Source organism: Streptomyces sp. NPDC051172 (assembly GCF_040682555.1).
Lineage (GTDB): Bacteria > Actinomycetota > Actinomycetes > Streptomycetales > Streptomycetaceae > Streptomyces.
Window position 1 is genome coordinate 41,894 of sequence record NZ_JBFBBE010000064.1, and the last position, 13,134, is coordinate 55,027.

General features: G+C 71.8%; 10 protein-coding genes and 1 pseudogene. 2 read left to right on the top strand and 9 right to left on the bottom strand.

Going from position 1 to position 13,134, the window contains the following annotated elements; translation table 11 throughout:
* Nucleotides 1–49: 49 nt before the first annotated feature.
* Together AB0N07_RS31610 and AB0N07_RS31615 are read left to right on the top strand one after the other, a co-directional pair.
* Nucleotides 50–1,066, top strand: coding sequence for a LacI family DNA-binding transcriptional regulator (locus tag AB0N07_RS31610; protein ID WP_365840882.1), 1,017 nt, complete (start codon nt 50–52; stop codon nt 1,064–1,066).
* An 82-nt stretch (nt 1,067–1,148) separates the two neighbouring features.
* Nucleotides 1,149–1,265 (top strand): annotated as a pseudogene (locus AB0N07_RS31615) (GTPase RsgA); the annotation flags it as partial.
* Here the strand turns inward: AB0N07_RS31615 and AB0N07_RS31620 are convergent.
* From AB0N07_RS31620 to AB0N07_RS31660, 9 genes are all read right to left on the bottom strand, one after another.
* Nucleotides 1,263–2,393, bottom strand: coding sequence for an MBL fold metallo-hydrolase (locus AB0N07_RS31620; RefSeq protein WP_365840884.1), 1,131 nt, complete (start codon nt 2,391–2,393; stop codon nt 1,263–1,265). The pseudogene AB0N07_RS31615 and the gene AB0N07_RS31620 sit on opposite strands and share 3 nt — an antisense overlap.
* A 78-nt stretch (nt 2,394–2,471) precedes the next feature.
* Nucleotides 2,472–5,195, bottom strand: a complete 2,724-nt coding sequence (gene ppc, locus AB0N07_RS31625) for a phosphoenolpyruvate carboxylase (RefSeq protein WP_365840886.1) — start codon at nt 5,193–5,195, stop codon at nt 2,472–2,474.
* 22 nt (nt 5,196–5,217) lie between these two features.
* A complete protein-coding gene (locus tag AB0N07_RS31630) occupies nt 5,218–6,075 on the bottom strand; it encodes a DUF6282 family protein (RefSeq protein WP_365840888.1) in 858 nt (285 codons plus the stop codon).
* The gene (locus AB0N07_RS31635; protein ID WP_365840890.1) at nt 6,068–7,903 is read right to left on the bottom strand and encodes an isocitrate/isopropylmalate family dehydrogenase; all 1,836 of its coding nucleotides are present in this window, start codon (nt 7,901–7,903) and stop codon (nt 6,068–6,070) included. Before AB0N07_RS31635 ends, AB0N07_RS31630 begins: the two co-directional genes overlap by 8 nt.
* Nucleotides 7,900–8,673, bottom strand: coding sequence for a hypothetical protein (locus AB0N07_RS31640; RefSeq protein WP_365840892.1), 774 nt, complete (start codon nt 8,671–8,673; stop codon nt 7,900–7,902). The genes AB0N07_RS31635 and AB0N07_RS31640 overlap by 4 nt, the downstream gene beginning before the upstream one ends.
* Complete coding sequence (locus AB0N07_RS31645; protein ID WP_365840894.1) at nt 8,670–9,602, bottom strand: hypothetical protein; 933 nt, start codon at nt 9,600–9,602, stop codon at nt 8,670–8,672. Before AB0N07_RS31645 ends, AB0N07_RS31640 begins: the two co-directional genes overlap by 4 nt.
* 36 nt (nt 9,603–9,638) lie before the next feature.
* Nucleotides 9,639–11,072, bottom strand: coding sequence for an FAD-binding protein (locus tag AB0N07_RS31650; protein WP_365840896.1), 1,434 nt, complete (start codon nt 11,070–11,072; stop codon nt 9,639–9,641).
* Between the two features lie 48 nt (nt 11,073–11,120).
* Nucleotides 11,121–11,711, bottom strand: coding sequence for a YciI family protein (locus AB0N07_RS31655; RefSeq protein WP_365840898.1), 591 nt, complete (start codon nt 11,709–11,711; stop codon nt 11,121–11,123).
* 126 nt (nt 11,712–11,837) lie between these two features.
* Complete coding sequence (locus tag AB0N07_RS31660) at nt 11,838–12,818, bottom strand: nitronate monooxygenase (RefSeq protein ID WP_365840900.1); 981 nt, start codon at nt 12,816–12,818, stop codon at nt 11,838–11,840.
* Between the last annotated feature and the right edge of the window lie 316 nt (nt 12,819–13,134).

Consider the following 13,134-nt stretch of genomic DNA (forward strand, 5'->3'; position numbering starts at 1 on the left):
TGCACAGCGGCCCGGAGGTGCCCGCCCGAGTGCCGAGGAGGACTGCGGCGTGGTCGGCCGCCCCACGATGAAGGACGTCGCCGCCGAGGCGGGCGTCAGCGCGATGACGGTGTCCCGCGTGGTCAACGGCGCGGGCAGCGTGGCCCCGCGGACCGCCGCGAGAGTCGAGGACGCCGTCCGCAAACTGGGCTACCAGCGCGACGAGTTGGCGCGCCAGCTGCGCCGCGCGGACCAACCGAGCCGGACGATAGGCCTGTTGGTCGACAACGTCGCCGACCCCTTCATGGCCGCCGTCGCCTCCGCCGCCGAGGACGTCGCCCGCCGCCGCGGCAGCGTGGTGCTGATCGGTTCCAGCCGCGCCGACCCGCGCCGGGAGCGCGAGGTCGTCGCCGCCTTCACCGCCCGCCGCGTCGACGGTCTCATCCTCACGCCGGCCGCGGGCAGCCACCGTTTCCTGCGCCCGGCCCAGGCGCAGGGCACCAAGATCGTGTGCGTGGACCGGGCCGCACCCGGCCTGGACGCGGACACCGTGGTGGTGGACAACCGCGCCGCGGTCGAGGAGGCCGTACGGCACCTGATCGCGCGCGGCCACCGCCGTATCGGCTACCTCGGTGGCCGACAGGACATCTGGACCAACGGCGAGCGCCACCAGGGCTACCGGGCGGCACTTCGGGCCGCGGGCATCACCGCCGACCCCGGGCTCGTCCGCCACGGCCTGCGCTCGGCGCCGGCCGCCGCCGAGGCCGTCACGAGCCTGCTCGCCTCCGCCGAGCCGCCCACCGCCCTCCTCGCCGACAACGAGAGCCTCGCCTTCGGTGCGCTGACGGTACTGCCGCCCCGGATCGCCTTCATCGCCTTCGACGACTTCCCGCTGGCCGAGCGGCTCACCCCGCCCGTCACCGTCATCGCCCAGGATCCCGTCGCCCTCGCCACCATGGCCGCGCACCTCCTGTTCGCCCGCATCCACGGCGACACCTCGCCGCCCCGCACCCTCGTCATGCCGACGGAACTGATCAGGCGGGGGTCGGGGGAGGTGCCGGGGCCCTTCGCCGGGCGGGGGCTTTGAGCGGTGGCCGGTGGTCCTGCTGTCGAACGAGTGCGGAACCGGGAGGTGTTGACCGACGGCTGTCTTTGCTACGAGCGCTGCCCGGGTCGTGTGCACCGGCGACCGGGTCGCCGTCGAACCCGGCGGCAACCCCCGCTGTGTACGGACGTATCTGCCGCGCCGTACGGCCCTCGTGCGCTCCACCTCCTCCAAATGGTCAGGAGAGGAGGACCGGGGCGGGCAGGAGCTCTCGGGCGGGCGCAGGTTGCCACTGGACGTTCCCAGCGTCGTCACGGACGACCCGGCCGAAGACCGTGTCCCCGAAGTGGAAGGCGAAAGCGTAGGTACGGGGAGCGAGCAACTCCTTCAGGAGAGTTGTGCGTGCGTGCAGCACCCCCTCGATGTCCACGTCGGGGCCGGAGGGCCACTCGGGATGGGTCATCTGAGCGGGGGTGTGGAACGCGTCGCCGAGGACCAGGATCCGCCGTCCGCCTGAGGCCGAGACCACGTATGTGGTGTGCCCTGGACTGTGACCGGGGGTGATCAGCGCGGTGACGCCGGGCCACACTTCGTCACCATCGTCGAACCGCTGCAGCACGCGGGACATCGGCACCATGAACCCGTCCCAGGACGGGGCTCCCACCTTGATCTCGCCCTGCCAGAAGGGTTCCCATTCGGCGCCGGCCACCAAGTAGTCGGCGCGGGGGAACGCCTTGTGCAGTTCCTGGTTGCGGTCCCTCAGGAAGCCGAGGCCGGTGTGGTCGGTGTGCAGGTGGGTGAAGGCCACAGTGTCGATGGACTCCGGTGACACGCGGAGTGCCCCGAGGGTGTGCAGCAGGGCGCCGCCGCGGGAGATGCCGAGCGACGGTGAGAGGACGTTGCCGCCGAGGCCCACGTCGATCAGCAGCCTCCGCCGCCCTCGCTCGACGAGGACACCACCCGCCGAGGCGGCGATGCGGCCGGAGCCGGTCAGCGCCTCGGGGTGGGCTTGCCAGTATTCGGCGGGGACGGCGGGGAGAAATCCTGCCGGGTCCAACTCCATGGCGCCGTCGACGACGTAAGTGAGCCGAGTGTCGCCGACGGTGAAGGTACGAACGGCTGACTGGTCGCTCAGCGCTCCGATCCGGGTGCCCCCTCGGGCCGTGTGCAGCGCTCCTCGCACGGATGCCGGGCCGGTGGCGTCGGCTCCGCCTTGGTTCGCAGCGGCGTGTGCGGCGCCCGAGGTGACATCCAGGAGCGGGGCGGAGATCGCCGCCGTAGTGGCGAGCGCGGAGCGCAGCACACCGCGGCGCGAGAGGTCAGGGGTGCAGGGGTCGTCCGTCATGGTGAGGGCTCCTGTGGGTCGCATGAACCTGAGGGTGTCGGCATCGATCGGCACCGGTACGCCGTCTGTTGCCGGGGCGGAACGGGCAGGTGCGGGGAGCCCTCAGCCGGTGTTGCGCAGTCCGGCTGCCACACCGTTGACCGTCAGGAGCAGCGCCCGCGAAAGGTGCGGGTCCGGAGCGGCCTCGGTGGCGGCCTCGTCGCGCCGGCGCTTGAGGAGGGCGACCTGGAGGTACGAGATCGGGTCGAGGTAGGCGTCGCGGATCGCGAAGGTCTGCTGGAGCACGGGGTGGGTGTCCAGGAGCTGCCGGCCGCCGGTGACGCGGAGCACCTCGCTGACGGTCAGCTCGTACTCGGCCTCGATGGTGGCGAACACGTGCCTGAGGTCCTCCGGGACGAGCGTGTCGACATAGTGGCGGGCGATCCGCAGGTCCGTCTTGGCGAGCGTCATCTCGACGTTGGAGATGAAGTTGCGGAAGAAGTGCCACTGCTCGTGCATCTCGTCGAGCACCATGTCCCCGCCTTGCCGTCGGCCCGCCTCGCGCAGCGCCTTCAGCCCGGAGCCGACACCGAACCAGCCGGGGACGATCTGCCGCGACTGGGTCCAGCCGAAGACCCACGGGATGGCGCGCAGACCGTCGAGGCCGGCGCCCGAGTCGGGCCGCCGGGAGGGCCGCGAGCCGAGGTGCAGGTCGGCGAGTTGGTCCACGGGCGTGGAGGCGAAGAAGTACGCGGGCAGGTCCGGGTCCTCGACGAGCCGCCGGTACGCTGCGTGCGCGGCCTCCGAAACGACGTCCATCGCCGCGTCCCAGCGCGCCAGTGCCTCGTCGCTCTGCCGCGGCGCTGTGTGCAGGGCGGAGGCCTGGAGCGTGGCTGCGACCGTCAGTTCCAGGTTCTCCCGCGCGAGCGAAGGCACCAGGTACTTGTCGGAGATGACCTCGCCCTGCTCGGTCACCTTGATCTCGCCCTCCAGCGTGCCCCACGGCTGGGCGAGGATCGCGTCGTGCGAGGGGCCGCCGCCACGGCCGACGGTACCGCCGCGGCCGTGGAACAGGCGCAGCCGTACGCCGTAGCGGTGGGCCACGTCACGCAGGCGCCGCTGCGCCCGGTGGATCTCCCACTGCGAGGTGGTGATGCCGCCGAACTTCGACGAGTCCGAGTACCCGAGCATGACCTCCTGCACGTCCCCGCGCAGGGCGACGAGCCTGCGGTACGACGGGTCGGAGAGCATGTCCTGAAGAATCGTGTCGGCCGCCTTCAGCTCGTCCGTCGTCTCCAGCAGCGGCACGACACCGATCTTCGCCCAGCCGGAGTGCAGGTCGATCAGGCCCGCCTCGCGCGCCAGCACCGCCGCCGCGAACACGTCGTCGGCGCCCTGGCACATCGAGATGATGTACGACTCGACGACCTCGGGCCCGAAGGTCTCCAGGGCCTTCTTGACCGTCGCGAACACAGCAAGGGTCTTCTGGCCGGCCGCGTCCACCGGCGCCGGACCGAGCAGCCGACGAGAGGTGAGCTCCTTTGCCAGGAGACGCTGCCGGTAGTCGCGGGGCATGTCCGCGTAGCGCCACGATTCCTCGCCGAGGCGGTCGAAGAGCTGGCCGAGCACATGGTGGTGGGCGTCCGCGTGCTCGCGTACGTCCATGGTGGCGAGCTGCAGACCAAATGCGGCGAGGGTGCGGATCGTGCGGTTCATCCGGCCGTCGGCGAACAGCGCGCCGCGGTGCTCGCGCAGCGACGTCTGGATCAGCGTCAGGTCCCTGAGCAGCTCGCCGCTGCCCAGGTAGTCGTGGCCGGGCTCGTGTGGGGTCCCCGTGGCCAGGCGCCGCTTGGTGTTCTCCAGCTTCTGCCGGATGCAGGTGGCCTTGAGCCGGTAGGGCTCCTCGGCGTTGAGGCGCTTGTAGCGGGGGCTGATGTCGGGCAGCCGTTCCAGGTCGGACCGGAGGGAGGCCAGCAGCTCCTCGGTGGCGCCCATGTAGCGGGTGGAGTGGGAGAGGAAGCCGCGCAGCTCGTCGATCAGCTCCAGGGCGTCGTTGATGCCGTGCTCGTGCTGCAGGATCAGGACGTCCCAGGTGACCTGCGGGGTGACGTTCGGGTTGCCGTCGCGGTCGCCGCCGATCCAGGTGCCGAAGGTGAGCGGCCGGGTCCCTTCGGGCAGAGCCACCCCCGCGCGCTTCAGCTCGGTGGTGAGGTCTTCCAGCACGTCCCCGACGGCGCCGGCGTGCAGCTCGTCCAGGTAGTAGATGGCGTTGCGGGCCTCGTCCGCGGGCTCCGGGCGGACCACGCGCAGCTCGTCGGTCTGCCACATGAGGTCGATGTTCTCGGCGAGGCGGGTGTCGTGGCGGCGGCGGTCGGCCTCGGTGACCGGGGCCTCCAGGAGGGCCGCGACACGGCGCAGCTTGTTGAGGACCGAGCGGCGCGCGGCCTCCGTCGGGTGCGCCGTGAACACCGGACGGACCTGCAGCTGCTCGGCGGCGCGGGCGAGGAGAGCAGGGGAATGTTCCGCGCCCTGCCTCACCACGCGGGCAAGCGCCGACTCCTCCCGTTCCCGCGCGGCCCTCAGCTCCCGGCCGCGGTGGACCTGCTCGGTGACGTTCACCAGGTGGAAGTACGTCGAGAAGGCGCGGACCAGCTTGGTCGCGGTCTCCAGCTCGGTGCCGCGCAGCAGTTCGGCGGCGGCCTCGCCGTCCTCTCGAGTCAGGCGGCGGACCTTCTCGACGAGGTCGAGCAGTTCCGGGCCCTCCTGCCGGACGAGCGTCTCGCCCAGCAGATCACCCAGTCGGCGGATGTCGGCACGCAGTGCGGTGTTCGTGATGCGGACGTTCATGAGTCCTCCCTGGAAGGGCGGTTCAGGGCGCCAGCAGCGCTGCTGGGTTGGCGGAAGTGATGGCGCGGACCTGAGCCGGTGTCAGCCGGGCGTCGGCGAACCAGCGCCGGCTCGCCGTCAACCAGCCGCTCACGTCCGGCTGGTCGGGCTGTCCGAGGTCGGAGCTGAACACCACCCGCGGGTGGGCGCGGACCACTTCGCCGAGATGACGGGCGTCGCGATGTCCCAACAGGAGGGTGAGGGCGGTGAGTTCGACGTACAGGCCGGGAAGGTCGGCCAGCTGGGCCAGGTCTTCGGGGGTGAGGCCGGACATCGGGTGGGTGGCGTGGGTCAGCAGGAGCCGTGGCAGCTCAAGCCGCGCCGCCTCGTCGATCACCCGCAACGTCTCCTCCCGGTCGCAGTGCCCGGTCGCCAGGACCACCGGCAGGTCGCGGGCCGCCCTGAGCACCTCGCTCACCCGTCGGCTCAGCCGGCCCGTGCCGTCCAGGACCCGGTCACCACGCCACCGGTCGGCGTCCAGCAGCGGGTGGAAGGACTCCCGGCGCAGCGTGGTCCGGTGGGCGGGGCCGACCAGGGTGGGCAGGTGCACGACCAGCCGGGCCGGGCTCTGCGGCCCGTGCGCGTAGACGGCCTGTTCCACGACCCGGGGACGGACGCCGCCCGCGAGGTCGTTGAGGACGACTGCACCGGAGACAGGCAGCCCCTCCTGCCGGGCCTCCCACGCGGCGGCCGCCGTGGACCCCAGATGGCTCTTGATCACCACCCAGCCGTCGGCCTGGGCGTACGCCCTCCCGGCGCCGCTGGTCGTCAGGCGGCGCCGGTACAGGTCGGGGCCCGCGTGGTAGTGGACGTCCACCAGGCGCAGCGCCGGGTCAGGCATCGCCGGTCCGGCCGGCGGGGCCCTCCCAAGGCCTGGCGTAGCCGAACCGGCGGCGGGCCTCGTCCAGGCGCAGCCCGGTGCTCACCGCCTCGGCGATCGCCGCCTCGGTCCGCTCCACGCGCTCGGCACGGTCGGCGACCTCGGCGGCCCGCGCGGCGGGTACGACGAGTACGCCGTTGTCGTCGGCCACGACGACGTCCCCGGGATGCACGGTGACGGTGCCGACGGTGACGTCCCGTCCGGTCGCCGCCAGCTCGACCCGGTTCTTCCCGCTCACCATCGTGGCCCCCGTGCTGAACAGCGGGTATCCGGCGGCACGGATCTCGGCGATGTCACGGGCCGAGCCGTACAGCGCGGTCCCGCGCACCCCACGGCTCTGCGCTACGGCGGTCAGGAGCGAGCCCCAGTTCGTGCAGGAGGAGCTTCCGCCGTTGTCGACCACCACGAAGGATCCGGCGGGCACCTCGTCCAGGTAGTTCGCCGCGTTGCGGAAGCCCTCGGCGGAGCCGTCCACCGGCTTGTACGTGACGGTGTGGGCGAGTCCCGCCGTACGGGCCCCGGGGACGCGCGCTGTCACCCCGGCCAGCACTCCGACGATGCCGAGGCTGTCCAGCGCGTCGGAGACCGAGGCGGTGTCCAGCCGGGCCAGCCGGTCCACGACGTCCATCGGGACGGCCGGCCTCGCAGCCGCCTCGTGGCCGGCGGTGTCCGCCGACTCGTGCGTCCCGCCCGGCAGTTCGCGGGCAACGGCCCGCGCCACCTGCTCGGTGCTCGCCGAGCCGCCCAGGTCGTAGGTGACGGTCGTCCGGGCGCGAGCGACCGTGCGTACGGCGTTGCGCAGTTCCTCGCCGGGCACGGCCAGGCCGAGGTGGTCGAGCATCTGGGAGAAGGTCAGCAACATGGCCATCGGGTTGGCCCTGCCCTTGCCCGCCATGCCGGGCGCGCTGCCGTGCACCGGCTCGAAGTAGCTGCCGCGCTCACCGATGTTGCCGCTGGGGGCGAGGCCCAGGCCGCCCATGACGCCCGCGCCGAGGTCGGAGAGGATGTCGCCGAACATGTTCTCTGCGACCAGCACGCCGAACCGCTCGGGCCTGCGGACCATCCAGAGGGCGACGGCGTCCACGTTGAGGATCTCGGTCTCGATGTCCGGGTGGTCCCCGGCGATCAGTTCGAGACGCTCACGCAGATGGTTGCTGCTGTTGCGCAGGACCATCGGCTTGTCCACGAGGGTGAGCCGGCGGTGGCCGTGGGCCTCGGCGTACGCAAAGCCGAAGCGCAGCAGCCGGTCGATGCCGAACCGGGTCTGGAGGCGCAGGGTGACGCTGCTGCCCTCGGGGCCGGAGGCCTCGGCGTTGGGGTGGTGGCGCACCGCGTTCCACAGCGCCTCGTCGAGCCCGTGGACGTCGAGACCGGCGTAGAGCCCCTCGGTGTTCTCGCGGATGACGGTGAAGTCGAACCGCCCGTGGTCCAGGTCGGTGACGGGGCGGACGTTGGCGTACAGCCCCAGGCGCTGGCGGAGTTGGATGACCGGCGAGACGAACTCCAGTCCGGTGCCCCGTAGCGACGGGGTGAGCTCGGCCTCCGTCTCGCGCAGCGGCTTGCTGGTGATGGCGCCCAGGAGGCAGGTGTCCGTCTCCTCCAGGAGCTTCCAGGTGCGCTGCGGTACCGGGGTGCCCTCCTGGCGCCAGCACTCCCAGCCGATCTCTCCGAACCGGAAGTCCAGGGGCAGGTCGAGCTGTTCGACTGTGTCGAGCGCGGCGGAGACGACCTCCGGTCCGATGCCGTCGCCCGGAAGGACGGCGACGCTCTTGGTCGGGGTCGGCTTCATCGGAGTCCCTTCTCCCACAGGAATGCCTCGACGAGCGCGGAGACTTCCGTGGGCTGTTCGGTGTGGGGGCGCATGCCGGCGCCGGGGGCGACGTGCACACGGTGGTGGGGCGCGGCGGCGGTGTGGCGGCCGGTGACGAGCTGGGAGCGGCTGCCGACGACCTGGAGCAGCGGGCCGGGGTGGGCCCGTACGGTCGCGGAGACGTCGATGCCACACAGCAGGCGCATGCCGGCGGCGAGTCGGCGGCCCGCGGCCGCGTCGGCGTCCGCAGGTGCCGGGCCGTCCTGCGCGGGCGAGGTGCCGTCGGGCAGGACGCGCCTGTGCAGCAGGGCGAGCGCGGCGTCGGCGCGGCCCGCGGCGGCCAGGTCCGCGATCTCCAGGAGCCGTTCTTCCAGAACGGCATCCGTGCGCGCCGGCCCCGAGACGAGGAGGACGGCCGTGGCGGGATCGACGTCCGGGAGCAGGGCCTGGGCCACCGCACCGCCCAGGGCGTTCCCGCAGAGCAGGTCGACCGGGCCGAACGTCGGCAGCAGCGCGCGCCAGCGGGCGACGAAGGAGTCCATCGAGTCCGCTTCCTCGTCCCACAGCGAGAGCGTGTCCACCACCGTCACCCTGAGCCCGGCGCGGGTCAGAGTCCGGATGACGGGGGCGAAGAACGCTCCCTCGTCCCAGCGCGGTGTGACGGGGGCGAACACGAGGGCGTGTGCCGTGCCGACGGCGGCCTCCGGTCCGAAGACCGCCGCCGGCGCAGCCGGTCCGGCGTGGGTCACTGGACGGCGGCGAGGGAGCGCGCGGTGGCGATGGCCTCACCGTGCTCGCCGAGCAGGTGCTTGCGGTGCTCCACCGACAGGTCGTAGCGGCCCAGCACCAGGTCCGGCAGCGGCAGCGAAGGCGTGCCCTCGGGGATGTTGGCGAGCAGCAGGTCGGCCAGTTCCAGAACCGGGGCCAGGTTGAGCCGTGCCGCGGCCTTGGGGTCCGTCCGGTCGAGGTGGGCCAGCCACTGCTCGGCGATGAGGTTGCCCGGACCCTTGCCCATGCCCTGGATCGACGAGTCCATCCACGTCGCGCCGGCGGCGACCGCGCTGATGGCGTTGGCCAGGGCGAGCCCCAGGTTGTTGTGGGCGTGCAGCCCCACCGCTCCGCCGGTGACCGACCTGGTCAGGGTGGTGAGGTCGGTGGTGTCCACGGGCGAGAGGCTGCCGTTGGAGTCGGCCAGGTAGACGAACTCGGCGCCCGCGTCGGTGGCGGCGGTCGCCACCTCGACCACGTCCCGGCCGGGCCACTGGCTGATCCGGGCGAAGTTCACGCCCACGGTGAAGCCGATGTCCCTGGCCTGCCGGATGAAGTCCAGGCCCGGTCCGTAGCCCTCGGCGGGCAGGATGATGCGCACCAGTCGCGCTCCTGCCGCGTACATGGCAGGCAGGTCGTCCCGGGTGATGTTCTTCGGGTGCAGGATCATCGCCACCCGGTTCGGCCCGATCTCCTGGGCCATGGCGGCGATGTAGTCGTCGTCGCCCCGTCCGGTGAGCCCCAGGTTCGGTATCGGGGCGAACGAGCCCTTGCGGTAGGCGATCTCGACCCAGTCGAAGCCGGCCTCCACGCTCAACTTCGCGTGCTTCAGGGCGTAGGGGAGCGGGAAGTCGAAGCCGTTGCGATAACCGCCGTCGCGGAGGGTGACGTCGATGTTGACGATACTCATGGATCCTCCAGGAACAGAGAGCTGACGTGGGATGGGTCAGACGGACTGCTGGGCGGCCGCGTGGTGGGCGGCGAGCCGGCCGAAGATGAGCGAGCGCAGGACGGACGTGGCCGGCGGATAGGCGTGGTAGAAGAGGCCGGTGGCCTCGCCGGCCGCGTACAGGCCCGGGATGGCGGTGCCGGACGGGGTGACGACCCGGCCGTCGAGGTCGGTGCGGATACCGCCGTAGGTGAAGCAGACGGCGGCGGTCACCGGGACGCCGATGAACGGCGGGGTGTCCAGCGGGGTGGCCCAGTTGGACTTCTGCGGGGTGATGCCGACCGTGCTCTTGCCGTCGAGGCGGGTGAAGTCGAACTCCCCGGGCCCGACGGCCGAGTTGAACTCGGCGACGGTCTTCTCCAGCGTCTCGGCGTCGACGCCGAGCTTCCCGGCGAGCTCCTCCAGGGTGTCCGCCTGCTCCGGCGGCACGTCGCTGAGCAGCGAGTTCATGATGCCGGGGATGGCGAGGGTCTTGCCGTCGGCGATCCAGTACGCCTCCTGGTCCTGGTTCTTCCAGATCTCGTAGCCGATGTGTTCGAAGGTGTTGTCCCAGGTGTCGCGGCCCTCGTCGAAGAAGCGCTCCAGACGGCCGTTGACGAAGATGCCGGCGGGGAAGCCGTAGAGCACCGCGTCGGCCTTCTCGGTACGGCGGTCGACCGGCTCGGCGTGAATGCCGTCGAACTGGCCGGCCGTGTCCGCGCCGAGTTCCAGCGCCATGCGCAGGGCGTCGCCGCGGTTGTTGGCGATGCCGGGCGCGATCAGCGGCAGGTCGCAGGCGCGGTCGCCGACGTACCGGGTGAGCATCTCGGTGTTGCCCTCGAAGCCGCCGCAGGCCAGGACCACCGCGCGGCCGGCCAGTCGTTGTGTGCGGCCGTCGGAGCCGCGGACCACGACGCCGTCGACGGTGCCGTCGTCGGCGGTGGTAAGCCGCAGCGCCTCCGTCTCGTAACGGATGTCCACCCGGGGGTCCTTCTCCAGGGCCGCGCCGAGGTGTTCGACGATCGAGGCGCCGCCGCCGCGCGGGCTGGCGGGCGGGGTCATCGACGGGGTGCCGCCGTCGAAGGTGTGCGGGAGCGGGAAGTCCGCGAAGGCGATCTCGACGCCGTGCTTCTCGACGAACGCGAGGGTCTGCGGGGCCTCGTGCTCGACCTTGCGGCAGTAGGCGACGTCGGCCAGGCCGCCGGAGACCCGGCTGACGTGCTCCGCCCAGTCGCTGTCCAGCTGCCGGTCCTGGTTGATCCTGAGGAAGGCGCCGGTCCAGCGGGTGGCGCCGCCGCGGTCCTTCTCGGCGGACCGCTCGAGTGTCGCTATGCGGGCGGGCTGTTCGCGTCCTTCGGTGGCCTCGGCGAAGGACAGGGCGGCCGACAGTCCGGCGGCGCCGAATCCGATGACGACGAGGTCGTACTCGGCGGATGCGGGGGAGGCTGACATGTTTGCTCCTATGGGTGTGACAGTTTGCGTTGCCGAGGGGCGGCGAGGTCAGCGGCCCGGGGTGATGACCCGGCTCGTGCGGTACAGGCGGTACTTGGCGCCGGTCGTGGTCTTCGCGAACGCCTGGTAGCGCCGGGTGAACTCAGGGTCGTCGAAGATCGCGTTGAACCGCTTCTCGTCCGCCCACGCCGCGAGGTTGATCACCGCGTCGCCGTCGACGCTGGTCAGCAGACGGGAGCCGAGGAACCCGTCGGCGGTGGCGGCCACGTGCTCGACGGCGGAGGCGAGGGCATCCACGGTTTCCGGCGCGCCGTCCGTGGTGGCCACGTTGATGAGCAGCACGCCTTCGTCCGGCTCGGGTGCGGTGACGACACCCGGGCTGACGTTGCGGGCCTCGAAGCCGATCCGCTCGTACGAAGCGATGCCGAGCCGGTGCCAGGGGTCGCTCTCGATCAGCTCGCTCACGGTGGCCTCGTCGAGGTCGGCCGTGACGATGACGGCTCCTCCGTCCGGCCGGGGGCCGCTGAGCAGGATGCGGCCCCGGTCGGAGTGCTCGCGCAGCCATGCTTTGTGCTCGGGCATGTGGGCGGTGACGGTCTCACGCGGCTTGAGGTAGGTGAGGGTGAGGACGTGGATCACAGGGGTCTCCCGTGGTGCGAAGGGGAAGAGGGGGTCGGGGCAGCGCCTTGCGGAGCCTCGGGTCCAGGAGAGTCGGGGGAGCGGATCCCCCGGACCGGCACCGGGCTCAGGCCTTGCGCGCGCGGGTCAGGGCTTGATGGCGCCCGCGAGACGGGTGAGGATCGCCTCGGCCTCGGCGACGGTGTCGTGGACCACGCTCGCCGCCGGCCGGACGTCCTGGACGAGGTCGAGGACTTCGCCCGCGAACAGCGCGCGCTGAGCCGCGTCGTCGCGGGCGACGGCCGCGGTCCACTCGGGCTCGATCTCGGCCCGCCGGGCGGCGAGTTCGGTGTCCTTGCCGGTCCAGGCGCGGGTGAAGGCGTTGCTCACCGAGCGGGCCTGGTACACCGTGTCCCACGGGATGCCCCGCACCACGTCGAAGGCGCGGGTGTTCACGGTGTCGGTGGTGGCGGCGGACATCAGCGAGGTCTTGAAGCCCGGCGTGCCCAGCGACTCCTCGGTGAGGGCGAAACGGGTGCCCATCATCACGCCGTCGGCCCCGAGCGCCAGCGCGGCAGCGAGGCCCCGACCGTCGGCGAACCCGCCGGCCGCCACGACCGGCACGGTGCCTCCGGTGATGTCGAGCACGGCGGGTACGAGCGGCAGTGTGGCCTGCGTCTTGTGGTGGCCGCCGGCCTCCGCGCCCTGAGCCACCAGGACCGAGGCGCCCGCCTGCACGGCCACCGCCGCCTGTTCGGTGTCGTGCACCTGCACCACCACATGTGCCCCGCTCTCCGCGGCGGAGGCGACGTACCGGCGCACCTGGTCGGCATCGCCGAACGAGAGGGCGATCACGGGCGGCGCGTAGCCGAGCACCTTGTCCCACAGGCCGGGCCGCTCGTCGAAGGTGAACATCACGCAACCCACTCCCCAGACGCCCCCGCCCCGGGCGGCCTGTGCCACGTGGTCGTCGATGAAGGCGGGGTCGCCGTAGCTGACGCCCACGAGCCCGAGCCCGCCGGCGCGGGTGACGGCGGTGGTGAGCAGTCCTCCGGACACGGAGCCCATCGGGGCGCAGACGACCGGATGGTCGATTCCCAGCAGCTCTGTCAGCTTGGTCGAGATCACGCTTCTCCCCATGTTTTCCCGGCGGAGCCGGGGAAGTGGATCGGAAAGGGATTGCGAAACAATTCCGGGCGGGACCCGATTGATTTCACGTTCAAAATACTAGATTCCGAGGTTCTGCTCCGTCCAAGACATAAAGCGCGTGGCCGTCATAAGCCGGAGCCTATGGGTCCGGATCGACTTGGCGGCAGGCGGAATTAATGATTCCGAAAGCGGCGCGCGCAAAACGGTCGGCGCCGGGCCGGGGGCGGCCGGGCGGCCCGGGGGTGAGGGCGGGTTGAGGGAAAGGGGGTTATAAGGTGAAGGGGGGGAGTGGGAG

Bases quoted from the DNA above. Each gene is read 5' to 3' on its own strand.
- AB0N07_RS31630 (WP_365840888.1), bottom strand. From the start codon at position 6,075: ATGCCTGACCCGGCGCTGCGCCTGGTGGACGTCCACTACCACGCGGGC.
- AB0N07_RS31645 (WP_365840894.1), bottom strand. From the start codon at position 9,602: ATGAGTATCGTCAACATCGACGTCACCCTCCGCGACGGCGGTTATCGC.
- AB0N07_RS31620 (WP_365840884.1), bottom strand. From the start codon at position 2,393: ATGCGACCCACAGGAGCCCTCACCATGACGGACGACCCCTGCACCCCT.
- AB0N07_RS31650 (WP_365840896.1), bottom strand. From the start codon at position 11,072: ATGTCAGCCTCCCCCGCATCCGCCGAGTACGACCTCGTCGTCATCGGA.
- AB0N07_RS31635 (WP_365840890.1), bottom strand. From the start codon at position 7,903: ATGAAGCCGACCCCGACCAAGAGCGTCGCCGTCCTTCCGGGCGACGGC.
- ppc (WP_365840886.1), bottom strand. From the start codon at position 5,195: ATGAACGTCCGCATCACGAACACCGCACTGCGTGCCGACATCCGCCGA.